Origin of the sequence: Pelosinus sp. sgz500959, from assembly GCF_042610375.1 — a bacterium.
Classification (GTDB): domain Bacteria; phylum Bacillota; class Negativicutes; order DSM-13327; family DSM-13327; genus CTSoil-075.
Genome location: NZ_JBGJZL010000005.1, coordinates 309,733 through 333,309, shown reverse-complemented (window position 1 = coordinate 333,309; position 23,577 = coordinate 309,733). Strand labels below are relative to the sequence as shown.

The 23,577-nt window shown below is 36.4% G+C and carries 23 protein-coding genes; 6 read left to right on the top strand and 17 right to left on the bottom strand.

The window, feature by feature from the left end; all coding sequences use genetic code 11:
• Positions 1-302: 302 nt before the first annotated feature.
• Together ACAN52_RS10440 and ACAN52_RS10435 are read left to right on the top strand one after the other, a co-directional pair.
• Complete coding sequence (locus ACAN52_RS10440; protein WP_378954693.1) at positions 303-1,205, top strand: hypothetical protein; 903 nt, start codon at positions 303-305, stop codon at positions 1,203-1,205.
• Complete coding sequence (locus ACAN52_RS10435) at positions 1,181-1,462, top strand: hypothetical protein (protein WP_378954692.1); 282 nt, start codon at positions 1,181-1,183, stop codon at positions 1,460-1,462. The genes ACAN52_RS10440 and ACAN52_RS10435 overlap by 25 nt, the downstream gene beginning before the upstream one ends.
• A 43-nt stretch (positions 1,463-1,505) precedes the next feature.
• Here the strand turns inward: ACAN52_RS10435 and ACAN52_RS10430 are convergent, their stop codons facing one another.
• The 14 genes from ACAN52_RS10430 to ACAN52_RS10365 all read right to left on the bottom strand — a co-directional run bounded on the left by ACAN52_RS10430 (position 1,506) and on the right by ACAN52_RS10365 (position 16,955).
• Entirely contained in the window at positions 1,506-3,095 is a 1,590-nt protein-coding gene (locus ACAN52_RS10430) for an ABC-F family ATP-binding cassette domain-containing protein (protein WP_378954691.1), read from the bottom strand.
• A gap of 81 nt (positions 3,096-3,176) precedes the next feature.
• Entirely contained in the window at positions 3,177-3,383 is a 207-nt protein-coding gene (locus ACAN52_RS10425; RefSeq protein WP_378954690.1) for a hypothetical protein, read from the bottom strand.
• A gap of 361 nt (positions 3,384-3,744) precedes the next feature.
• Positions 3,745-4,239 carry an anaerobic ribonucleoside-triphosphate reductase activating protein gene (gene nrdG, locus ACAN52_RS10420; RefSeq protein ID WP_378954689.1) on the bottom strand — a complete coding sequence of 165 codons (495 nt, stop codon included), beginning with the start codon at positions 4,237-4,239 and terminating at the stop codon, positions 3,745-3,747.
• A gap of 338 nt (positions 4,240-4,577) precedes the next feature.
• On the bottom strand, positions 4,578-6,974 hold the full coding sequence (locus ACAN52_RS10415; RefSeq protein WP_378954688.1) for an anaerobic ribonucleoside triphosphate reductase: 2,397 nt from the start codon (positions 6,972-6,974) through the stop codon (positions 4,578-4,580).
• A gap of 268 nt (positions 6,975-7,242) precedes the next feature.
• The gene (locus ACAN52_RS10410; RefSeq protein ID WP_378954687.1) at positions 7,243-8,880 is read right to left on the bottom strand and encodes a polysaccharide biosynthesis C-terminal domain-containing protein; all 1,638 of its coding nucleotides are present in this window, start codon (positions 8,878-8,880) and stop codon (positions 7,243-7,245) included.
• A gap of 82 nt (positions 8,881-8,962) precedes the next feature.
• Positions 8,963-9,559 carry a DedA family protein gene (locus tag ACAN52_RS10405; RefSeq protein WP_378954686.1) on the bottom strand — a complete coding sequence of 199 codons (597 nt, stop codon included), beginning with the start codon at positions 9,557-9,559 and terminating at the stop codon, positions 8,963-8,965.
• A 267-nt stretch (positions 9,560-9,826) separates the two neighbouring features.
• Positions 9,827-10,369 (bottom strand): 2-oxoacid:acceptor oxidoreductase family protein, encoded by a 543-nt coding sequence (locus ACAN52_RS10400; protein ID WP_378954685.1) that lies wholly within the window; start codon positions 10,367-10,369, stop codon positions 9,827-9,829.
• Complete coding sequence (locus tag ACAN52_RS10395; RefSeq protein ID WP_378954684.1) at positions 10,366-11,118, bottom strand: thiamine pyrophosphate-dependent enzyme; 753 nt, start codon at positions 11,116-11,118, stop codon at positions 10,366-10,368. The genes ACAN52_RS10400 and ACAN52_RS10395 overlap by 4 nt, the downstream gene beginning before the upstream one ends.
• Positions 11,115-12,188, bottom strand: coding sequence for a 3-methyl-2-oxobutanoate dehydrogenase subunit VorB (locus tag ACAN52_RS10390; protein WP_378954683.1), 1,074 nt, complete (start codon positions 12,186-12,188; stop codon positions 11,115-11,117). Before ACAN52_RS10390 ends, ACAN52_RS10395 begins: the two co-directional genes overlap by 4 nt.
• A gap of 21 nt (positions 12,189-12,209) precedes the next feature.
• Entirely contained in the window at positions 12,210-12,413 is a 204-nt protein-coding gene (locus ACAN52_RS10385) for a 4Fe-4S dicluster domain-containing protein (RefSeq protein WP_378954682.1), read from the bottom strand.
• A gap of 91 nt (positions 12,414-12,504) precedes the next feature.
• Positions 12,505-13,296 (bottom strand): IclR family transcriptional regulator, encoded by a 792-nt coding sequence (locus ACAN52_RS10380; RefSeq protein ID WP_378954681.1) that lies wholly within the window; start codon positions 13,294-13,296, stop codon positions 12,505-12,507.
• A 216-nt stretch (positions 13,297-13,512) separates the two neighbouring features.
• Positions 13,513-15,240 carry an ABC transporter ATP-binding protein/permease gene (locus tag ACAN52_RS10375; RefSeq protein WP_378954680.1) on the bottom strand — a complete coding sequence of 576 codons (1,728 nt, stop codon included), beginning with the start codon at positions 15,238-15,240 and terminating at the stop codon, positions 13,513-13,515.
• A 137-nt stretch (positions 15,241-15,377) separates the two neighbouring features.
• Positions 15,378-16,451: an NAD(P)/FAD-dependent oxidoreductase gene (locus ACAN52_RS10370; protein WP_378954679.1), complete on the bottom strand. Its 1,074-nt coding sequence runs from the start codon at positions 16,449-16,451 to the stop codon at positions 15,378-15,380.
• A gap of 243 nt (positions 16,452-16,694) precedes the next feature.
• Positions 16,695-16,955: a cupin domain-containing protein gene (locus ACAN52_RS10365; protein ID WP_378954678.1), complete on the bottom strand. Its 261-nt coding sequence runs from the start codon at positions 16,953-16,955 to the stop codon at positions 16,695-16,697.
• 125 nt (positions 16,956-17,080) lie between these two features.
• On the opposite strand from ACAN52_RS10365, the gene ACAN52_RS10360 reads away from it, so the two are divergent.
• A complete protein-coding gene (locus ACAN52_RS10360) occupies positions 17,081-17,941 on the top strand; it encodes a helix-turn-helix domain-containing protein (RefSeq protein ID WP_378954677.1) in 861 nt (286 codons plus the stop codon).
• 68 nt (positions 17,942-18,009) lie between these two features.
• Here ACAN52_RS10360 and ACAN52_RS10355 read toward each other — a convergent pair whose 3' ends face one another.
• Entirely contained in the window at positions 18,010-18,234 is a 225-nt protein-coding gene (locus ACAN52_RS10355) for a DUF2164 domain-containing protein (protein ID WP_378954676.1), read from the bottom strand.
• 122 nt (positions 18,235-18,356) lie between these two features.
• Here ACAN52_RS10355 and ACAN52_RS10350 point away from each other — a divergent pair, with 122 nt between their 5' ends.
• The 3 genes from ACAN52_RS10350 (at position 18,357) to ACAN52_RS10340 (ending at position 21,486) form a co-directional block, all read left to right on the top strand.
• A complete protein-coding gene (locus ACAN52_RS10350; RefSeq protein WP_378954675.1) occupies positions 18,357-19,229 on the top strand; it encodes an SDR family oxidoreductase in 873 nt (290 codons plus the stop codon).
• A 180-nt stretch (positions 19,230-19,409) separates the two neighbouring features.
• Positions 19,410-20,120, top strand: a complete 711-nt coding sequence (locus ACAN52_RS10345; protein WP_378954674.1) for a Crp/Fnr family transcriptional regulator — start codon at positions 19,410-19,412, stop codon at positions 20,118-20,120.
• 148 nt (positions 20,121-20,268) lie between these two features.
• A complete protein-coding gene (locus ACAN52_RS10340; protein ID WP_378954673.1) occupies positions 20,269-21,486 on the top strand; it encodes a 6-phosphofructokinase in 1,218 nt (405 codons plus the stop codon).
• 115 nt (positions 21,487-21,601) lie between these two features.
• On the opposite strand, the gene ACAN52_RS10335 is transcribed toward ACAN52_RS10340, so the two are convergent.
• Together ACAN52_RS10335 and ACAN52_RS10330 are read right to left on the bottom strand one after the other, a co-directional pair.
• Positions 21,602-22,213, bottom strand: coding sequence for an acetate uptake transporter (locus tag ACAN52_RS10335; RefSeq protein WP_378954672.1), 612 nt, complete (start codon positions 22,211-22,213; stop codon positions 21,602-21,604).
• Between the two features lie 190 nt (positions 22,214-22,403).
• Positions 22,404-23,327: a peptidoglycan DD-metalloendopeptidase family protein gene (locus tag ACAN52_RS10330; RefSeq protein ID WP_378954671.1), complete on the bottom strand. Its 924-nt coding sequence runs from the start codon at positions 23,325-23,327 to the stop codon at positions 22,404-22,406.
• Between the last annotated feature and the right edge of the window lie 250 nt (positions 23,328-23,577).

Genomic DNA, 23,577 nt, shown 5'->3' with positions numbered 1-23,577 from the left:
TATTCCCCCTATTTTATTAAACATTCTATTGTCAAAAATTCCATATAAAAGATATCTTCTCTACACAAAGATTGAAATCCTCTTGCGATTTATCTCTCATATGACGTATAAAAAACTTTTCCCTTATTCTACCTCTTATATACAACCCAAATCATTAGTCTTTTGTATGCAAATTTAAAAAAATATTATATTTTCTAGTTATATAAAACAAATAACAATATTTGTAATTTATTTTATATAATGGAAGGAAATTCCTTATCTTTTACAGAATATGTATAATACAAGTAATACAGGAGGTATTGATGATGATTGGTGTAGATGTAGGTTTTGGATTTACCAAAGCATTTCCTGGTAATGTGGTATTTTCCAGTGTATTTAGCGAGCAAGGTAAACGTCAATTCAAAATGCAGGGAGATGAGCTTGATAATCTTGAACTAGAATTAGATGGCAAAAATTATTTCGTTGGTCGTTTAGCACAACTCGAAGGTGGTACGGGGACTTTTGATCGAGATAATATTATCAGGCATAAAGTATGTATGCTAACAGCCATTGCTCTTTCAGCAAAAGAAAATTATTCCGGTCCTATCGTCCTCGGCTTACCAGTCTCAGATTTTCACCGAAAAGATCAGATGCAACAACTGAAAGGTACTTATAAAATTAAATTATCAGGTACAGAATACATTATTGAGATTACAGAAGTTATGGTATTTCCCCAAGGTGGTGCAGCCTATTTCGATATGTTACTCAACGAAGACGGCAAAGTCATATCCACAATTGCTGACCAGCGTATTGGTATTATTGACATTGGTGAAAAAACATTAGATTTTGTTATGATGGACAAGATGCGTTATGTCAACGAAAGAACGAATAGCATGGATACCGGTATGCATAAAGCTTACTTGCGTTTATTACCAGCCATTCAGCAAGAGCTAGGAGTATCCTGCCTACCTCACCAAATTCGAGATTATTTACATAAATTGCCACGCCAAACTGAGTCAGAATATAAACGCCTCGCAAATGAGATCGTCGATAACCTATCAACTTGGTGGCAATTTAAGGATTTCGATAAAATTTTTATTGGCGGTGGTGGTGGTGTTTTGCTGCACAAATATATTAGAGAGCGCATTAATTGCGATTTAGTACCAGATAGTCAAATCGCAAATGCGAGAGGGTATCTAAAATGCGGAACTGCAACAAGATCATAACAGTACGTTTGACTGATGAAGAATATAATCATTGTGAATTAATGGCTAAAGGCAACAAAAGTTTTTATATTCGCCAATTAATTCGCAATGATAGCACAAGCAACATGAATAGTGATCTCTTAACAAAAGAAGCTATCATACAAATTGTTGAGAATTATTTAAGAAAAGAAAACGCAGTACCAGAACCGCCAACTCCTATAAAACCCGAACATACAAGAATGGCCAAGCAAGTCATTTCTGATTTATTTAATTTCTAAAAAATAAAGGAGCCAGTCTTTATTAAGACTGGCTCCTTACATTCTATCCTTGGTTTTTAAGTTCTAAATATTCATCATAAGTCATACGCTTGTCAATAAGACCATCTGCCGTAATTTCTATGATTCGATTAGCAATTGTTTGTACAAACTCATGGTCATGAGCAACAAATAACATCGTTCCTTCAAAACTAATCAAACCATTATTAAGAGAAGTAATGGATTCCAAATCTAAATGATTTGTTGGTTCATCAAAAAGTAATACATTGGCCCCGCTAAGCATCATCTTAGAAAGCATGCATCGTACTTTTTCACCACCAGATAATACATTGGCTTCTTTTTGGCTTTCTTCACCAGAAAATAGCATACGACCTAAAAAGCCGCGCACAAAAGTTTCATCAGGATCCCGGGAAAATTGTCTGAGCCAATCAACCAGGTTTAGATTGCTATCAAAATACTGAGCATTATCTCTAGGGAAATAAGCTTGAGAAGTGGTAATACCCCATTTAAATTCACCACTATCAGCTTCCATTTCGCCCATTAATATTTTGAATAACGTGGTCTTCGCCAAGCTGTTTGCACCAACAAAAGCAATTTTATCGGCTTTCGTCACAATAAAACTTACATTATCAAGAACTTTTTCACCATCAATGGTTTTGCAGAGGTTTTCAACCGTCAACAGTTGATCTCCTGCTTCACGATCAGGTTTAAAAGCAATGTATGGATATTTACGAGAAGATGGTTTAATATCTTCTAATGTTAATTTTTCTAATTGTTTTTTACGTGATGTAGCTTGCTTGGACTTAGAAGCATTAGCACTAAAGCGTTGAATAAAGCTTTGTAACTCTTTCATTTTTTCATCTGTCTTTTTATTCGCTTCTTTAGCCATTTTCAGTGCCAATTCACTAGACTCACGCCAGAAATCATAGTTACCTACATACATTTGAATATTGCTAAAATCAATATCGGCAATATGGGTACATACTTTATTTAAGAAGTGACGGTCATGGGATACTACAATTACTGTATTATCAAAATTATACAAGAACTCTTCCAACCATTTAATAGAATCTACATCCAAATGATTTGTCGGTTCATCCAATAGCAAAATATGCGGATTACCAAACAAAGCTTGAGCTAAAAGAACCCTTACTTTTTCGTTACCGCTTAAATCTTTCATGAATTTATAATGAAATTCTTCGCCAATTCCAAGACCCATCAGCATTTTCGCGGCTTCTGTTTCTGCTTCCCAACCATTCAGTTCAGCAAATTCTCCTTCTAGCTCTCCGACTTTGATACCATCTTCATCGGTAAACTCAGCTTTCGAATACAATACTTCTTTTGCTTCCATGATCTCATACAATCTAGCATGACCCATGATCACTGTTTTTAATACTTCTACTTCATCAAATTCATAATGATCTTGTTTTAAAACAGCCAATCGTTCCCCTGGGGTAATACAAACCTCACCAGAACTTGGCTCAATTTCACCAGACAATATTTTCAAAAAGGTAGATTTTCCTGTACCGTTTGCACCAATTAACCCATAGCAATTACCTGCTGTAAATTTTATATTCACATCCTCAAATAACGCCCGCTTCCCATAACGCAAAGTCAATTTACTTGTACTAATCATGTTTTCATCAGCCTTCCTTTTTTATAAATGGTGGACAGATTGTCTATTAACAAAAATAAAGAGCCTAAGTAGGCTCTTTATTTATTTACTGTATGCAAAGAAAAAATCATTCGCTAACTTTTCATAGTCTTCTAAAACGTTGACTAATTTGAGCTGTTCAGCACTATTTGCTTGATCTGTATTGCTTTTACCTATTACAGTTTGCATAATATGCTTTACTTGAAAAGGATAATATCCCAATACTACCAATTTTTTGCAAAGCTGATAGATACGCTCTTCTATATTCATTTTTAATCCCCCTAATAACCTATAATGTATAGCAGTAATTCATATACAACGCAACTTTGCATTTCTTAACTACTATGTACTAAATCAACATTACCACTTTTTTATAGGATATAGAGACAGGATTAATTATTACTCTTTCTACTTAGAAGAAAAACTCTAACTTACCAGTTATTTGCCTACAATCAGCCTCTTCAATTATCACAGAAACACCATATTGTGATATGCTAGGTCACTTTTGTAAAAGCGCATACTTTCTATTCATATAAATATAAGCCGTCCAACATAACGACTTATAGTATTCATTATTGATCTTTCCCTATCATACCATATTTAAATTCGATGGTCAATGTTTTTTTATTAACTAAAAATCATATAATATAACATTATTTTCTCGCAAACTGTCTGGTACATTAATAATTCGTTGATTAGCTGAACCTTTGAATAGTAAGTCGTAACTTTTTAAGGTTAATTCAAATTTCCCATCAATGAGTACATCAATATATTGTAAGAATGTTAGGCAGTCTGGCTTCTCTAATAATTCTTCAAATTTAAATCCTGTATAACACCAAATATTAATTCCATGTTCTTTCAGTCGACTGGCAACTTGACTACAACTTTGTGCCTGCATCATGGGATCACCACCAGAAAAAGTCACCCCTGATTGCATCTTCACTGCTAAAATTTCTTGTACTAATTCATCAATTTCTTTATCAAAACCACCCGTAAAATCATGAGTATCAGGATTATGGCAACCCTCACAGCCATGATAGCATCCCTGACACCAAATCACAGTTCTTAAACCACGTCCATCAACAACTGAATCTGTTACAATTGGTGAAGCCAAACGAATTTTCATTGTGAAATTCTCCTTTTACTTGGTCTATACCTTACCGCCTAAACTCTCGCTTTTATACAATGTTTTAATAATTTCTATATGCAAAATACTCCTCACAGTTGATTAGCATTATAAGTAAGTATATCCTTTATTTCTGCACCTTGTCTATCCTGTTTTTCATCACTTTTTTCTCGCAGCAAAGTACTCTATAAGAAAAGACTTGGCTTGTGCCAAGTCCTCAGACGCAGGCAGAAGTCTCAGTCGTTCTTACTTGTAATCAAGAAAGTGTTATGCTTTCTGATTCCGCAAAAAAAGAACCTGAACCCTTACTTAGGGTCCAGGTTCCTAATTATCAAAGACTATTTTTTTTGAACTCCGTGCTTAGTCCGATCTTTTTCCTCAGCACGTTTACCGTCATTCCATTTATCCATTGTTCCGACTAAATATCCAGTAATACGGCGGATTCGTTCGAAATTCGTACCATTATCTCCTTCAAGTCGTCCACAATGAGGACAATTATCCCCAATGACTCCTGTAAAACCACATACAGGATCACGATCAACAGGATGATTAATTGAACCATAACCAATACCGCATTCTTTCATTTTGCGTACAACAATTTCAAAAGCATCAATATTTTTTACCAAATCACCATCAAGTTCAATATAAGTAATATGACCAGCATTTGTTAGCGCATGGTAAGGAGCTTCTAGCTCAATTTTTCGAGCGGCAGAAATTCCATAATACACAGGAATATGGAAACTATTTGTATAGTAATCTCGATCTGTTACGCCTTCAATCATACCATATTTCTTGCTATCAATTTTCACAAAACGCCCTGACAACCCTTCAGCAGGCGTAGCAATCAACGAAAAGTTTTGTTTATATTTACTTGCTGCTTCATCCATACGTTGCTTCATATGTCCAATGATACGCAGACCAGCTGTTTGCGCCATTTCTGATTCACCATGATGCTGTCCAAACAAAGCTTTGAGAGTTTCAGCCAAACCAATAAAACCAACTGTTAATGTACCATGTTTAATCACATCTTCAAGAGTATCTTCCCAGCTTAACTGATCTGAATCAAACCAGATTTTCTGCCCCATTAAGAATGGAAAGTTTTTTACTTTTTTACGTTTTTGTATTTCATACCGTTCTAAAATTTGCTGAACAGCGAGTTCAATCATCTCATCTAATTCTGTATAGAATCCATCAATATCCGGTTGTTTTCTTTCACCTAAAGCAATACCATATCGAATACCGATGCGCGGTAAATTAATACTTGTGAAAGAGTTATTACCACGACCGAAAACAATACCATCAGACTCAGGGAAAACAGAACCAATGACCCGTGTTCTGCAACCCATGGTCGCAATTTCCGTTTCTGGACGACCTGGTTTATAATATTGTAAATTAAAAGGAGCATCAATAAATACAAAATTAGGAAATAGCCGTTTCGCTGAGACACGACAGGATAATTTGAATAAATCATAGTTAGGATCTTCCGGGTTATAATTAATACCTTCTTTGACTTTGAAAATACTAATTGGGAAAATTGCTGTTTCTCCATTACCTAAGCCAGCTTCAACTGATAGTAAAAATTGTTCAACTACCAAACGTCCTTCTGGAGTGATATCAGTACCAAAATTAATGCTGCTGAAAGGCACTTGAGCTCCTGCGCGTGAATGCATAGTATTTAGATTATGCAAGAAGCCTTCCATCGCTTGATATGTTTTCTTTACAGTTTCTTTCTTAGCAAAACGATATGTGAGTTCTTGAATTTTCTTTACTTCATCATGAGTTGCGTGAATTTTCACTTCTATTAATGCAGTTTCCAAACGTAATGCTTCATTCACATGATAACTTTCATACTCTTGAACACCAATGCGCGGATAGTCAAGATGTTCATCACTATAGGCATGAATTGTGGCAGCAATCACCTCATCAATCCTGTCTTCAGCCATTTCAGAAAAATCAATTGTTAAAATTTTTCTCATGTTTTCTGAGTATAATTTTACAAAAGTTTTAGCAACACCAGCTGCTAAGCCATAATCAAAATTCGGCACAGATTGACCACCATGTTGATCATTCTGATTACTTTGAATTGCAATGGCCGCTAACGCTGCATAACTCATAATATCCTGTGGTTCCCGCAAATGTCCGTGACCAGTGGAAAAGCCATTTCTAAATAGCTTTTTAATATCAATTTGGCAGCATGTCAATGTACCAATGGCTTCAAAATCCATATCGTGGATGTGAATATAACCAGCTTGATGTGCCTTTGCATATTCAGGTTTTAAAATATGATGAATGGCAAATTGCTTCGATCCCGTTGCACCATACTGTAACATTGTTCCCATAGCAGTATTACCATCAACATTGGCATTTTCACGTTTACCATCAACCTGCTCAGCATCCTTGAAGGTAATGTCCTTGTAATCCATCATCAGCCGCATGTTTGCTTCACGCACTTGAGTACGCTTAGCTCGATAAGCAATATATTTTTTTGCAACAGCCACTTCATTAGATTGAAGTAAAACATCTTCTACAATATCTTGTATTTCCTCTACTGATAAACTATGTATTGGCCTAGCCTCAATACACTTAAAGACCTTGTCTGATAAGGCCTGCAATTTTCCTTCATCAACGATACCATCAAAATTTTCAGTATATGCTTTTTTTATGGCTGCATAAATTTTCCCAACATTAAGTTCAACCTCACGACCATCCCGTTTTATTACTTGAAAATTCCTCATAATTACCACCTTGCCCATAAGATTTTATAAAATTTTAATTGAATAACTACAATAAAAACGATAGTAAAAGCACTAAGAAATGGATAATAATTCTTTACAAATAATTATATCATATCATTTTTTTATTACTAGTCTTGACATATTTTTTTCCTAGTAGTTCTATTTTCCATATCAAATTGAAAAGATTAGGCACAAAAAAAATACAATACTTGCGCCTAACCTTTACTACTTTTGACCAGAATTCTTAACGTAACACCGAGTTTTTTATTTACTTAAATAATCCAAATCGACTCAATATCGTCGCTATACGTCCACCAATGAAGGGCATCTGTTTTACGTCACCCTCACTAATACCACCGAGGAATAAAAGTACAGCGCCATATACTATAATACCACATGACATTCCTGTCAATGTTGCAAAAGCATTACTGCCGATTTCTATCATCAACATATCATAAACGACATAAATGATTCCTCCCATGGCAACAGCTGCCATAGCAGGTTTTACGAGACTTTTTAACTCCATGGAATATCCCACATAGCGATTAACAAAGTAGATGTTTAGTACTGCACCTACACCAAAATCTGCTACAGTTGCCCACGTTGACCCTTTGATCCCTAAAGTCGGCACAGCTGTCAGCACCCAATTCAAAATAACTTTAAATACAATGGCAATCCCCATATTGATGACAGGAATAGCAGTATGTCCCATACCTTGTAATACTCCGGTTGTCACCTGATGTATTCCAAGCAGGACAACTCCGATTGATAAGATACTAATTGACTGACTAGCTTGTGGCGCATTATAAACCATTTGAGAAATAGGCGCAGCTAAAATTAATAAGGCAACAAAAGCAGGTATGGTCACTAAATTGGCAACGCGCATAGCAGAAGCAGTCTGCTCATAAATTCGTTTTGTATTCTTCAATGAAAAAGATTCAGAAATAGCTGGTACCAAACTAATGGCAAGGGCAGCAGTTAAAATGGTCGATAAATTGAGAAGGGGTACAGCCATACCTGTCAGATAACCAAATAATTCTGTAGCTTGTTCTACTGTATATCCTGCCACCTCCAAACGAGCTGGTACAATAAACAAATCAAGATTGGCAACAATCGGAAGCATCAGACTCGATAGCGATACAGGCAAAGCGAGCTTAGCCATCCGTTTAATGATACTCACCCCCGACTCTTGGGGCTTAGGGTCGTGCTCTTCATCAATTCTATGTTTAAAGGTTTTATTTAATTTCCAATAATAATAAATAAGAACTAAAAGACCAGCAATAGCTCCAGGAGCAGCACCAAGACTAGCACCACCTGCTGCATATTCTAATCCTTTAGGTAATAACATGCTAGCAAAAATTAGCATTGTAATAACCCGTACCAATTGTTCCACAATTTGTGAAACTGCTGTTGGAGTCATAATTTGACAGCCTTGCAAATAACCTCGAAAACTTGATAGAATCGTTACAAAGAACACCGCTGGTGCTAAGGCTAATAAAGCATAATAAGCTCGTGAATCATGAATAAATTGATATTTAATTAACAATTCAGCACCAAAATATAATAATAAACTAAAAAACAGCCCTGTGACCGTCAATACTGTTAATGAAAGATGAAAAACACGCGTTGCCCCCTTAAAATCATGAAGGGCTAGCTTTTCAGCAGTGATAATTGAAATGGCTATAGGGATACCTGCTGAAGAAACACTCAATGCTAAAAGATAGATCGGAAAGGCCATTTGATAAAGTCCAATTCCTTCTCCACCTAACACTCTTGATAAGATAATCCAATTTAAAAAACCAATTACTTTTACAACAATTCCGCCCACGGTTAAAATCAATGTCCCTTTGAGAAAAGAGTTACTCTGTTTTTCATTTCCTGGTGTTTTTTCCCTTGATTCCGTCATGTTCTATATCCTTCGCTTCATATTCTGATGTTGTCATCCATTTATCGTTAACGTTCTTTACGCCCTTCTGACATACTTTTCTTCAGGTCGTTTGTCCCTTTCTTATTATATAATAAATCCCCAAAATAAACAGCCCACTAGCTACAACTAAACTAATCTCATGACCTATCGTATGCATTGTATGCCAATTCTCACCCAATAACATACCAATATAAATAAGAGCAATGGTCCAAGGTACCGATCCTAAAATAGTATATACTATAAACTTGAGAAAGTTAACCCTTGCAAATCCAGCAGGTAATGAAATAAACGTACGAACAACAGGCAATAGCCGTGCAACCAGTACTGTGATCAAACCATATTGGTCAAACCATTTTTGTGCCTTGGTCACATTTTTTTTCGATAAAAAAATATATCGCCCATACTTCATTACAAAATTAGGTCCACCATAATAACCAACCGAATAGGATAAGATGGAACCAAGCAAACCACCAATTACACCTGCGGTAACAGCTAAATTAAAATCTAGCCTCCCAAGAAAAACAAGATAACCAGCAAAACCAAAAATTAGCTCACTGGGAATAGGAATATTCGCACTTTCTAAGGCCATCCCGATTAAGATCGCAGGATATCCCCATATTTCAATTAGATCAAGCACTACTTGAAAAATTCCTTCCATACATAACCCCCTAAAGCAAAAAACAACTCAATACCTTTCTACCACTCTATTGTAAGTAGCAACTTGACTTGCTATACGCCACATAGAGATTTTATTCTTTTTATATCTTTTTTGCAAACATTATCCGCCTTATTCTCTAATTTTTTTATTATAAATTCATCAAGATATTTATTATCCCAAAAATACAATGGATACGCAATTACTTTTGCGTATCCATTGTATTTTTTACAATTATTAATTATGGATTATCATTTATTCACTATAAAATTATATACCCTCGGTAACACAGTCGTAACCTCTTTGAATGGCTTCTTGATTTGCTTTTAGAAGCTGAGGTTTTGAAACAAATTTTTTGGCAAAGGCTTTAAATAAAGATTCCCTTTCCACAACTCCTGTGGCAGCGATGAGTGCGCCAAGCGCCACCATATTCGCCATTTTGGGATTGCCGAGTTCACTTGCTATCTCACTAACAGGAACCCCATAAGCTTTAATGTCATCACGTTTTGTTTCTTTATTGATTAAAGAGCTATTCACGATTAGAATCCCCTGTGGCTGAACCATTGACTCAAATTTATCAAAGGACTGCAAATTCATCACAACAGCTGCTGTTGGCTCATAGACAATTGGTGAACCAATGGGTTCACTCGATATAATAACAGAGCAATTGGCTGTCCCACCTCTCATTTCTGGGCCATAGGAAGGAATCCATGATACTTGTTTGTCTTCAAGCATCCCTGCATACGTTAATATCTGCCCCATCACTAAAACTCCTTGCCCACCAAAACCTGCAATAATCATTTCTTGTCTCATTGTTTTTCACCCCCGGCATTTTTATAAATCCCGAGAGGAAATTGGGGCATCATATTGTCTCTGAGCCATTGCACAGCTTCAATGGGTGTTTTTCCCCAATTCGTAGGACAAGTTGATAATACCTCAACCATAGCAAATCCTTCTTGTCGAAGCTGAACTTGAAAAGCTTCTTTTATAGAGTTTTTGGCAGTTGCCATATTTTTAGGACTATCAACGGCAACCCTTGCAATATACTTTGCGCCATCAAGAGTCGCTAACATCTCAGATAACCCCATTGGCATACCAACTGATGAACTCTGCCGTCCGTCTGGCGAAGTTGCAGTTTTTTGTCCTGCTAAAGTTGTTGGAGCCATTTGTCCACCTGTCATTCCATAAATGGCATTATTCACAAAAATTGTTGTTATTTTTTCTCCACGTAATGCAGCATGCACAATCTCAGCACAACCGATCGCTGCGATATCGCCATCACCTTGATATGTAAATACAACTCGGTCTGGATGTACACGCTTGATTCCTGTCGCAACTGCTGGAGCGCGACCATGAGCAGCTTGCTGTGAATCCATATTGAAATATTCATCAGCCATTGCTGAGCATCCTACAGGTACTACAGCAATTGTTTTTTCTTGCAACCCCAGTTCATCAATCACTTCTGCTACTAAACGATGAATGATTCCATGATGGCATCCTGGGCAATAATGAGTTTGTATATCAGTGAGGGACTGTGGTCTGCTAAATATTTTTTCACTCATTTTTCTGCCCCTTCTTTCACTGCAAAAATCTTATGGATCTCTTCAACAACTTGGCGAGGAGTCATGACCATTCCTCCTGTGCGACCGTGAAAATAAACGTTTTTTGAACCATTTACTGCTAAACGAACATCTTCGACCATTTGTCCTGCACTCAGCTCTAATGTTAAAATGGCAGATGCTGTCTTTGTAGCATTGACCAGCGCTTTCTCCGGGAATGGCCATAACGTAATGGGGCGAAATACGCCAACTTTTAACCCTTCAGCTCGTGCCATTTCCATTGCAGAATAAGCAATACGCGATGTGATGCCATATGCTACTAATATCAACTCTGCATCTTCTGTAAGATCTTCTTTCCAGCGTACTTCTTGTTCTTTGATTAAAGCATATTTTCGTTGTAGCTTATTATTATGGCCTTCCAACTCCTCGGGCTTTAAATGAAGTGTATTGACTCGATTCGGTTTATTTCGTTCTCCCATGCCAGTTGTAGCCCATGTTTTATCTACCTGATCCACTCTATCCACATTTAAACTCAAAGGTTCCATCATTTGTCCAAGGGCACCATCGCCAAGAAGTATGACAGGATTGAGATGTTTATCTCCAAGTTCAAAAGCGAGAAGAGTTAAATCGAACATTTCTTGTACAGAGTTTGGAGCAAGGACAATACAGTGATAATCCCCATGCCCACCACCTTTAGTCGCTTGAAAATAATCCCCCTGGGCTGGTTGTATACTACCAAGACCAGGTCCACCCCGCATAATATTGACAATGACACAAGGCAGCTCACCCGCAGCAATATAAGAAATCCCTTCTTGCTTTAGGCTCATTCCAGGACTCGATGTGGAGGTCATCACGCGAGCACCAGCACCCGATGCCCCATATACCATATTAATGGCAGCGACTTCACTTTCCGCTTGTAAAAAGGTTCCATTCACTCGCGGAAGATGTTTTGCCATATATTCAATTAATTCCGACTGAGGAGTAATGGGATAACCAAAATAATGACAGCATCCAGCAAGAATTGCTGCTTCACCAATGGCTTCATTACCTTTCATTAATACTTTTTCTGACACATTCCTCACTCTCTCTTTCTATTACTTATAAATTTCAATGACTGTATCTGGACAAGTCTTAGCACACAAAGCACAGCCAATGCATTTCCCATCATCAATACAGGTTGAGAAGTTATATCCTTTATTGTTGAATTGACTCGACATGACGACTATCTTTTTGGGACAGGCAACGGTACATAATTCACATCCCTTGCACCTTTCTTGAAAAAAAACGGGCCTTGGCATAACTCATCTCTCCTTTAAAAATATTTTTTTGTTCATTAGAAATGAACGTTGTTCATTTTTTTAAAGATTCTTTCACTACACTCATCAAACTTTAAGCTCGATACCCTAATTGTTCTGAAACCATCTTTGCTTTTTCTCTTAAGATACGTACCATAGGTTCATATTCATCTTTACCAAGCCAAGATGTGGCACCGGAGACAGAAACAGCGGCCTCAATTTTACCATGAGCATTCAGAATTGGTGCGCCAATGCACGTAACGCCCTCAATTGTTTCATCACACGCCACGGAATAACCTTGCTGCCTAATTTTATCGATTTCTCTATGAAGAAGTTCTTTTTCAGTTAGTGTATTCGGCGTGTATCGTTGTAGTGTGCGTGACATGACTTTTTTGAATAAGTCTTCTGGCCCAAAAGCTAGAAAAACCTTTCCAAGCCCTGAACTATGAAAAGTATTACAATAATCAAAACGTGGAACCATAAAAACTTGACGCGGTGGTTCAATGCGTTCAACAATAGTGATTTGGCCCGCCGACAATACTGCAAGTAACACAACCTCTTTTGCTTCATTTACTAATTGATTGAGAATCGGAGAAGATATTCTACGAATATCTAAACGTTCAGTACAAGCCAGCCCTAGGGGCATTAAACGAAATCCTAAGGTGTAACGCCCCGTATCCGTCTTGCGAACAAGGTCTCTGGCAAGCAAAGTTTGTAATAGATTGTGTACAGTACTTTTCTGCACTCCAAGGGCTCTACTAAGCTCTGTAACCCCCATTTCTAAGGGTCCACTTTCAAGCATGAAAAGTAATTGGATGGCCCGATCTACAGAAGCAATTAAATATTTGTCCGTGGGACTCCCCTTCGTGCTCAGTTTCGAGTTCATTACTCTCCTCACTTTCCAATCCACCCTGTTCATTTACCTTTTCATAAGATAAAAAAATTGTTTTGTGGTAAACCATTATATCCATAAGAAAATACTCAGCCTTCATTAGCTAAATTAAGAAAATTTTATATTTTCCAACTCTATTAATACTACTTTTCGGCAAATAAAAATAGACTCCTTTTTTATTTGCCTACGTATATTGAATACCTTATTTTTTTACATTTTAATAATTTTCCAATTTTTATCATTATCTAATTGTAATCGTGTCTGGTGATAAGCCATGAGTGTACGTCGATGTCCTACACTAACAATGGAGGTTTTTGATAACTTTTCAATGAGCATCTTATAAATCTGTTCTTCGATCTGCTCATCGAGAGCTGATGTTGCTTCATCAAGAAATAACCAATAAGGTTTCTGCAATAAAACACGGACAAAAGCTACCCGTTGTTGCTCTCCTAAAGACAAAACTTGCCCCCAGTCTATTACAATATCTAGCTTATCAAATAGGTGCTCTAACTTGCACTTTATCAATATGAACTGTAACTCTTCATCTGAAACCATCTTCTCTAGGCCTGGATACTGAAAAATATCGCGCAAAGAAGCAAGAGGCATATAGGATTTTTGTGGAACAAACATTATTTTTTCACCTTCAGGCACGATCATTTTTCCTGAAGCATAAGGCCAAATACCAGCAAAAGTCCGTAGTAATGTACTTTTTCCACAACCAGATGGTCCCATAATAAGCAAACGTTCAGCCCCATGTAGCGATAATGAAAAATTGCTTAATAAAGGCGTATCATCTGGCAAAAAAACATTCAAGTTTTCTACTGAATACTCCTTGCATTTCTTTTTGCAAATAACAAGCTGATAGGCCACTGCAGATTGAGTACGAACCATTTCCATACTGACTAAAAAATGAGTCAGCCGATTGACAACAGCTCTCCAATGAGCGATACGTGTGAAACTATCAATAACAAAAGAAAATCCTGTTTGTACATGATGATAAGCATCAACAATTTGAAACATTTGTCCTAAATGTATATGACTGCTAAAATACCGAGGTGCTGCAACCAGCGACGCAAAAACTGCTGATACTTGGGTATAACCTGTAGTCAACCACATTAATCTTTTACGTACAAGAATAATTTTTAAATAATTACCAACGATTTGCTTAAAATCCTTACTACAATTCCATTTTTCTTGTTTTTCACCATCATAAAGAGCAATGCTTTCAGCATTTTCTCTAAGTCGCATTAAACTAAAACGAAAATCAGCTTCATAACGTTGCTGATCAAAATCCATTTTAACTAAAGGCTGCCCCATACGTACTGTCCAGTAAGTGCCAAATCCTGCATAAATAATTGCCGCCCATACTAAATAACCATAGATGGGAAGATGATAGCCCATAACAGAAATATAAAGCACCCCTGATAAATTCCATAAGATGCTGATGAACGACAGAATCGTGACAACATCTTGGAGTAAATCTAAAGAAAGCCGCAGAGTCAGCCAAACAAATAATTCAACATCTTCACTAATCCGTTGGTCAGGATTATCCATATCATGACCAACGGAAATATTAAGCAGATAATAAGTCTTATTCCATAACCAATCTGATAGATATCGCTGCGTCATCCAACGACGCCAACGAATATGAAGAATCATTCTTGCATAAATCTGATATCCTCGGACGATAACCAAACAAGCTGCTAGCAAGCTATATTCTTTGATGGCTTGAATAAATCCACTATAATTATAATTCTGTATGACTTCATAAAAACTAACTTGCCAGAGATTCAGTAATACTAAAATATATACAATTCCTAAATTCAAAGCAATCACTGTCAATAACAATCCCCAGGCAGACCATTTCTCTTCTGAGAACCAATAGGCCCTAGCAATTTTCCAACTACTTAATAAAAAAGCAGCCTTTCTATTCCCCATGCTTGCTATCACCTCTCTACGTTATATTCACGATTGAGCGATAGCATAACACACAAAATGCTCTTACCCTGGATTTCATCTTGCAAGAATAAAAAATAAAGACCTGGTTTACACCAAATCTTTCCGTACAAAAGTGACTATGCCTTATGTCTGAGCCATTGCCAAGCGCTTTGCATAAGCTTAGGCGATTTCAAAGTGGTACGTGCAAATAAAAGTTTATTATTGGTACATAAGGCATGAATCAAATTATCAAATTCTTTAAAACTTATTTTTTGCCAATAATCGGCTATACTTTTTTCTTTCTGCCATTTTGTATCCACTAAATTTCTAAGTTTAGACTCATATTCCATAGCTACCGAATTACCTTGTTGAATAGAATCAACGGCTAATTGAGCACTGATACAAGCCAAATCAATGCCTTCACCATGCAGGGGTGATGTAAGACCAGCAGCCTCACCAACAAGTAGTATATTATCATAAACAATTTTACCTAGAAGTTTTGTAGGAAGAATTCCTGATACTGTTTTCTCAACGGGTAAATTCTCAAGGTTTTCCATTACTAATACTTCATGTAATAAAGTCTTTATATCTTTACCTTTTTTAATCTCTTCAATTTGTAATCCGACCCCTACATTGGCCAAATTATCATTTTTAGGAAAAATCCAATAATAACCATAGGTTTCGGGTAAAAATCCTATTTTTAATGCCTTATTGTATTTTGTAAAATCACCTTGTATAACATGTTGTATTCCTACAAAACATTCATTTAAATATTCTTGGAAAAACCCATATTTATAAGAAGTCACCGAAGGCGCACCACTTGCATCAATCACATAATCAAAAGCCTTCGAAAGTACTTGTAGTTCCTTACTATCAACTGGTGATTCCTCACATATATTGAGGCCAAGAGCAATTGCTTCTTTAGCCATACTCAGTTGCCATTTTTTTCGATCTAACATCCACAATCTTTCAAAATCCTTAAATTTTCGTCGGTATTCACCCTTTATTTTGAAAATGATTCCATCAATTCTTGTAGCTACATCCATAGATGGCTTAGAGAGCAATCCAAAACTGTCAAATAGACATTCACCACAACGAATATCATCTCCTATAAACCCTTTTTCAAATAAAGTTACCTCATAACCACGTTTAAGACTTTCAAGTGCTGCAGTCAGTCCACCTGGACCTCCGCCTATAATTGCTATTTTCAATCAATCACCCCATCTATAACGATTAGTACTATGATTCACTATCATGTCCAAGAGTTCCTGCTAGCAATCGTGTACAACCTTCATTCATCTTCATAAAAAGCACTATCTGAATCGTTGATTAAGATAGTGCTTTTTATGATTCGAACAAATAAAATACTCCACCGATTTTATTTACAATTATCTCTCCCTATATTTTTACTTTAACCGACATTATTATCGCAATTTAGCCTTATATAGGATTGACTACTTACCATCCCCTACAAGAAAATCTTCTCGTATTGGTGTGAATGAATCGATGTGAATAGAATCATCTTCTAAAGAAGCAACACCATGCAAGACATTTTTAGCAGCATAATAACAATCTCCCTGCTTTGCAATTTTAGTTTCATTACCAACAGTTATTTCAAAATTGCCTTGATCAACATAACCAATTTGCTCATGTTCTGCATGTTGGTGGGCAAGCCCAATCCCTCCTTTATCAAATTGAAACTCTACTAACATCATTTTTTCTCTAGCAACAAGTACTTTACGAGATATTTTGTCGCCATAATACCTATTGTATTGACTGAAAATTGTGTTAGAATGTTGTTATATTGCTATATATGATTTATCTACCAGGAGGGATCTATTTGTCGACAAGAAACGATTTTAATTTTGAACTTAATGCAAACCCTCATCAATTTATTTATGAACATACCACTTCTTCGAAAAACATTTGGGATAAATTTCATTCTCATCCCGGTATGGAGTTTATCTATGTTCAACAAGGAGAAGGGTCAGCTATTATTGATCAAAATATTTATCCTTTTAAACCAGGCTCATTAATGTATTTCCAGCCCTTTCAACTTCATAGAGTAAAGGCTAACATACCTGAAGAAACTTTTTATATTCGCTCTAAATTACTACTCGAACCATCGGTGATCAATCCCTATCTAGTTAAATTCACCGTTTTACATCGTTTTTTTCAGCATTTATGGAAAAGTAATCTTGATTGCCAAGTCATTCAAATCGATAATCCCTCTAAACTTAATGCCCTTTTCAAATTCTATGATTCTCGTCATAAAGAATTAGAACTTATAGAAGGATTTTCATTATTTTTTATGCTTTTTTTAGATACTTTAAAAAATCAATGGACTGTCCAAAACCAAATTGAAAGAGAAGTAGAACTACGTCACATTCATTATGCTGAACATGTAATGAGATGGATTGACAGTAATTATCATGATGAATTTTCATTGGTATCTCTAGCAAAAGAACTCCACCTCTCCCGTTTCCATCTCTCTCATTTATTTCGCAAAGCCACGGGAAGTACAATTACTGAATATCTTACCTATCGCCGTTTACGAGAAGCCTCTTTGTTGCTACGAACCACCTCCTTACCTTTACAAGACATCTGTACTCGAATTGGCATTGGTAATGTATCATACTTTTGCCAGCTGTTTAAGAAAAATGCAGGAGTCACACCAAATCAATATCGAATCAAGCAGTAAAAAAAAGTATAGGCCAAAAGTGTTGCAATTAAAACGCATACACCTTCAACTTATACTAATGATCTTCTCTATTTTTCCAACCCATATAAATCTTCTATTTTTTTAGTCACTAGGGAATGTGCATCACGAATGGCCTGATTATAAATGGCTGGCCCTACTTTTTCAATCATGAATTGCAGCAATAGTTCAGCGGATAAATTTCCAATTTCTTCATCTCTTTCATCATGAAAATAGTTCTGAATATCCGTTATTATTTGCTCTTTTAACTCTTTTGTTAATTTAAATTTTTTCATATGTATGAATCTCCTTTCTATGCATAAACATTTAAAACCTCTTCTTTATCACTGTTCATACTCATATACAAGTTACTATTTGGGAAATACTATGGTAGATTTTATTGAAAAGAGGTATGAACATGTATCAACACATTCTTACTCAAGGACTAGGATTCCCACCACAACATCAAAATCAACAACCAGGAATTGAATCCCAAATGAATCCTCACCCTATTTCTATCAATGAACACTATCGCGCCAGTGGTAAGCTACAAAATAAAGTAGCCTTAATCAGTGGTGGCGACAGTGGTATAGGTCGAGCAGTTGCATTAGCTTTCGCTCAAGAAGGAGCCTCCTTAGTGCTTACGTATCTCAATGAACATGATGACGCGACCAAAACAAAAAAAGATGTAGAACAGTTCGGTCAAGACTGCTTACTAATTGCTGGAGACATTGGCGATGAAACATTTTGTCAGCAGGTCGTAGCCCAAGGAGTTAAGAAATTTGGTCATTTAGATATTCTTGTGAATAATGCTGCCGAGCAACATGTTCAGACAAATATTCAAACTATTTCTGCCTCACAATTAGAACAGACTTTTCGCACCAATATCTTTTCCTATTTTTACTTGAGTAAAGCAGCTTTACCTTATCTTAAAAGCGGCAGTACCATTATTAATACAACCTCAGTCACTGCCTATGCTGGCAATGAACAATTAATTGACTATTCCGCAACTAAAGGAGCCATTGTGGCATTTACCCGCTCCTTATCCTTGTCTCTCATTAAACAAGGTATTCGCGTCAATGCGGTAGCACCAGGCCCAATCTGGACACCTCTTATTCCAGCTTCATTTTCTGATCAGCATGTCGCACAATTTGGTCAGAACACTCCTATGGGACGAGCAGGGCAACCAGCAGAGGTAGCTCCCTGCTACGTTTTTTTGGCTTCACAAGATTCATCATATATCTCAGGACAAACGCTACACGTCAATGGCGGTACCATCGTAAACGGATAAGTATGAGTAAAAACTCTCTGGCATAAATCATTCACGATGACAGCCTCCTATTCCTGCTTTTTATAAATTCATACTCAGACTAACTCATTATCTTATTATTTTTTTAAATAATACTTTTTCGTATAAGAATTTCAAGTTATACTATTAATTACAAAGATAATGAGATTGGAGATACATGACATGGATAACTGTTGCACTGCACAACCGGAACACATTTGCGCAAGCATCGTACCAATATTTAAAAGTCTTAATTATAGTGAGCTACAAAAAATTAATAACTTAATTAAGAAAAAAAAATTCTCTAAAAGTACTATCCTTTTCGCAGAAGGTGATAGTGCCCAACATTTATACATTGTACGTTACGGGCGAGTAAAAATTTATGAAATGTCTGAAGATGGCCGTCAGCAAATTATACGGTTGTTAGAACCGGGTGATTTCTTCGGCGATTTAGCTTTATTTATGGAAAAACAAGATTATCTATTAAATGCTGAAACCCTAGAAGAGACAGGAATTTGTTTACTTGCTCGGGATGATTTTAAACAGCTCATTTATCAAAACCCAGAGATTTCATTAGGCGTCATGCAAGCCTTAACAGAAAGACTTGCTTACTCAGAAAAATTCATTAGCACTCTCACTTTAAAAACGATTGAGCAACGTCTTATCTCTTGGTTATTAGCCATGTCTGAAAAAGAAGGTGTTCTCACATCTGCAGGTACTCGGCTCAACATTAACTTACCTCGGCATGAACTTGCTAGCTTATTTGGTACGACACGGGAAACAATTAGTCGCAAATTGTCTAAACTCCAATCAGATGGTTTAATCGCAATTAATGGTCAAAAACAGATTATCATTCTTAATAAAGATGAATTAATTCACTTATCACAAGAGTAACTCTTTGGGCAATCATTCTTCGACTCCTAAAACGTCGCGATAGATTGCCCCTGCCTTTATTTTAGTATATAATACAAATTGCTCATTTTTTGATGATTCGTTATGTATACCTAATCTCAAAAGTCATTTATTAAATAGGAGGATTTTTATGGAACTTATAGGCAAGGCACTCATTGCCCAAGGCGGTGGCCCAACAGCAGTCATCAATCAAAGTATGGCCGGAATTATTGCCGAAGCACGAAAGCATAAACAAATCAGTAAAATTTATGGTGCCCTTCGAGGTGTGGAAGGTATCGTTAATGAAGATTTTATTGATTTAACCCAAGAAACAGCTTTCAACCTTGATCAAGTAGCCCAAACCCCTTCTTCAGCCTTATTATCGACACGAGTAAAACCCGATGCCAATTACTGCAAGGAAATTTTTAAAGTCTTAAAAGCTCATGACATACGCTATTTTTTCTACATTGGTGGCAATGATTCTTCTGATACAGTACATATTGTTAGTGAAGAAGCTAAATTAGATAATTATGAATTTCGTGCCATTCATGTACCTAAGACAATTGATAACGACTTAGTCGTCAATGACCATACACCAGGGTTTAGCTCAGCTGCACGATTTGTCTCCCAAGCTTTTGCTGGTATTAACCTCGATATGAATGCATTATCGGGAGTGTATATGGGTATTATTATGGGCAGAAATGCTGGATTCTTAACAGCAGCGGCAGCTGGTGCACAAAAATTTCCTGAAGATGGTCCGCATCTCATTTACTTGCCAGAACGTCCATTTATCATGAAGAATTTTATTGCTGATGTAAAAAAAGTTTACGACCAATATGGCGTGTGCGTCGTAGCCGTGTCTGAAGGTATCAAAGATGCATCGGGCACACCGATTATCCTTAGCTTACTCAAAGATGTAGAGAAAGATGCTCATGGAAATATCACAATGTCAGGCACAGGAGCATTAGGTGATTTACTTACAGATGCTGTTAAAAAAGGACTAGGGATTTCTCGGGTTCGCAGTGATACCTTTGGCTATATTCAACGTTGCTTCCTTGGTTGTGTCTCTGATGTTGATCAACAAGAAGCCTGGGAAGTTGGAGAAAAAGCAGTTCAATTTGCCCTCTCAGCAAATTGTAACGGCTCAGTAACGATTCATAGAGTTGGAGATTATGCAGTAGAATATAGAATGACTCCTCTTGCTGAGGTTGCAGGTAAAACTAAATATATGCCTGATGAATTTATCAATGCTGAAGGAAATCATATCACTGACGCCTTCAAAAATTACCTCAGACCCCTTCTTGGTTCTAACCGTCCTCCAGTTGCTAGGCTAAGAGCTCCTAAAATTCCTAAAATTTTAAACAAATAACTTCATCTTTAAATTTCATGATGCTCTCGTAAAATCATGAATTAAAAAATGTCGATCTCCGGCTTACTTGCCAGCGATCGACATTTTTTATTATATAGAACTATGATTTTATAATTTATTTAAATATTCCGCATGGCTTGCCCACAGGCAAAAATGTTTTGCCAAAATGAGTGTTAAGCACAGATGCAGCTGAGCCATAAAAAGAGATTAAGGAAATGATCAGTTCAGCCCATCCTGCTAAAGAGTGAACCCAATGAGGCGCACCAAAAGAATCTGCTGCCAGGCATAAGAATAAAAGATCAATAAAAATGAAATCAATTAATAATACTTTATTTGTTTCAAGAGAACCAACTGTCATGGCAAGAGAGAAAATTAAATAACCAATAAATGCAACACCTAATTGATGGACGTCAGCACCAGCCTTCAAAGCCTCTCCAAAAACACCCATATTAATTAACCAACATCCTCCGATTGAAAACCAAAATAAAGAATATGCACCAAAAACTGTAGCACCAAAAATATTATTGTGTTTAAAATCCATATTAGCTGCCATGAGTTGAGCATACGCTCCTAAAAAGATCGCCCAAGGAAGTACAAATGATAGACCTGTCGTCCAACCAAGTTTTTGTGTCGATGCAACTAAGGTAACCATTGCCAAGCCAAATAATCCCAATCCACCAGGATCTGCTACAACTACTTTTACCTTCTGCGTGTCAGTATTACTCATAAAAAGCCCCCTTTAATTATTCATTTGTCTACATTACCACATAAACAAATTTAGTGTCAATATGCTAAAATACGACATTATTAAATATAATTATTGACTGAATATAATGAACTTTTACATTGTAAAAAAGACAGTTTCAACGATCACAATGAGCCGTTGAGACTGTCTTTAGCTTTTATGGAAGTATATATTAATTTAAAAAATTAGCAGGATTAACAGCAGTGCCATCCACTCTAATTTCATAATGAACATGAGGACCTGTACTATACCCTGTGTTCCCTAAATAGGCAATTAGCTCACCTCTTTTTACAACTTGACCATCATGTACTAATATTTGAGAATTATGTCCATAAAGTGTAACAATACCATTTCCATGGTCAATCTGAATTAATTTTCCATAACCGCTATACCAATCACTAAATATAACTGTCCCATTAGCCGTTGCAACAATCGGTGTTCCAATATGATTGGCAATATCAATACCAGGATGATAGTCACTGCCGCGCCCTGTCGGTGCTCCACGCCAGCCAAAACGAGAAGTCACCTCACCTACTGCTGGCCAAATCGATGGTCGCGCCCCTAACTGGGCTTGTTTTTTTAATAACTCTTCTTTCAATTCAATTAAACTTTGTTCACGTTCTTTGATGGCTACTTGCAAATCATTCACCGTACTATGAATCGTATTAATATCCTGCTGAATCTGAGTTCTCCCTCTATCAGTGTAATTTTCTGAAGGGCGCGTCAAACCAGCTCTGGATGTACTTGTCCCATTATCATTAGCAAGAATTCGTCTTAATTCAACGTCAAGAGAGTTCAATCTCTCCATATCAGACTGTAAACGATTAGTATCTTGAACAAGTTGTTCAATTTTACCAATCTGATCATTATTGTTTTTTCGTAAAAATTCTAACTCATCTTTATTTGCATGAGCTGCACTTACAACTTGTCGATAATTTAAAAAGAAACCAGTCATTAGTATTACAAGGATAAAACATATTGCAATCGAATATTTTACCATGATCATTGGTATATGAAAATGAGTCAATTCACAACTAGCTTGAGGTACTATCAATTTTTTTTCTCTTTTAAGATTTTTTTTATTTCTTTTCGCCAAAAATAGTCCCCCTATAGCACAAAATAATAATACCAATCATACTTACTCAACAATAGTAAACTATATTTACTTATATGTAATTTTATCATTCTACCTCTCCTTTTACTATTATCCAAGAGTCTAAACTTTTATCGATAAGTTTATCCAATTGGATAATTTATAGGTATTTTTTCCCAAAACCATTAATCATATATTTAAGATTAAAATAAATCATTCTTCTTTGTATATTTTGATTTGAAGGGTTGCTACA

Coding starts and splice junctions, on each gene's coding strand:
- ACAN52_RS10440 (WP_378954693.1), top strand. CDS start 303: ATGATGATTGGTGTAGATGTAGGTTTTGGATTTACCAAAGCATTTCCT.
- ACAN52_RS10435 (WP_378954692.1), top strand. CDS start 1,181: ATGCGGAACTGCAACAAGATCATAACAGTACGTTTGACTGATGAAGAA.
- ACAN52_RS10430 (WP_378954691.1), bottom strand. CDS start 3,095: ATGATTAGTACAAGTAAATTGACTTTGCGTTATGGGAAGCGGGCGTTA.
- ACAN52_RS10425 (WP_378954690.1), bottom strand. CDS start 3,383: ATGAATATAGAAGAGCGTATCTATCAGCTTTGCAAAAAATTGGTAGTA.
- nrdG (WP_378954689.1), bottom strand. CDS start 4,239: ATGAAAATTCGTTTGGCTTCACCAATTGTAACAGATTCAGTTGTTGAT.
- ACAN52_RS10415 (WP_378954688.1), bottom strand. CDS start 6,974: ATGAGGAATTTTCAAGTAATAAAACGGGATGGTCGTGAGGTTGAACTT.
- ACAN52_RS10410 (WP_378954687.1), bottom strand. CDS start 8,880: ATGACGGAATCAAGGGAAAAAACACCAGGAAATGAAAAACAGAGTAAC.
- ACAN52_RS10405 (WP_378954686.1), bottom strand. CDS start 9,559: ATGGAAGGAATTTTTCAAGTAGTGCTTGATCTAATTGAAATATGGGGA.
- ACAN52_RS10400 (WP_378954685.1), bottom strand. CDS start 10,369: ATGAGACAAGAAATGATTATTGCAGGTTTTGGTGGGCAAGGAGTTTTA.
- ACAN52_RS10395 (WP_378954684.1), bottom strand. CDS start 11,118: ATGAGTGAAAAAATATTTAGCAGACCACAGTCCCTCACTGATATACAA.
- ACAN52_RS10385 (WP_378954682.1), bottom strand. CDS start 12,413: ATGCCAAGGCCCGTTTTTTTTCAAGAAAGGTGCAAGGGATGTGAATTA.
- ACAN52_RS10380 (WP_378954681.1), bottom strand. CDS start 13,296: ATGAACTCGAAACTGAGCACGAAGGGGAGTCCCACGGACAAATATTTA.
- ACAN52_RS10375 (WP_378954680.1), bottom strand. CDS start 15,240: ATGGGGAATAGAAAGGCTGCTTTTTTATTAAGTAGTTGGAAAATTGCT.
- ACAN52_RS10365 (WP_378954678.1), bottom strand. CDS start 16,955: ATGATGTTAGTAGAGTTTCAATTTGATAAAGGAGGGATTGGGCTTGCC.
- ACAN52_RS10355 (WP_378954676.1), bottom strand. CDS start 18,234: ATGAAAAAATTTAAATTAACAAAAGAGTTAAAAGAGCAAATAATAACG.
- ACAN52_RS10350 (WP_378954675.1), top strand. CDS start 18,357: ATGTATCAACACATTCTTACTCAAGGACTAGGATTCCCACCACAACAT.
- ACAN52_RS10345 (WP_378954674.1), top strand. CDS start 19,410: ATGGATAACTGTTGCACTGCACAACCGGAACACATTTGCGCAAGCATC.
- ACAN52_RS10340 (WP_378954673.1), top strand. CDS start 20,269: ATGGAACTTATAGGCAAGGCACTCATTGCCCAAGGCGGTGGCCCAACA.
- ACAN52_RS10335 (WP_378954672.1), bottom strand. CDS start 22,213: ATGAGTAATACTGACACGCAGAAGGTAAAAGTAGTTGTAGCAGATCCT.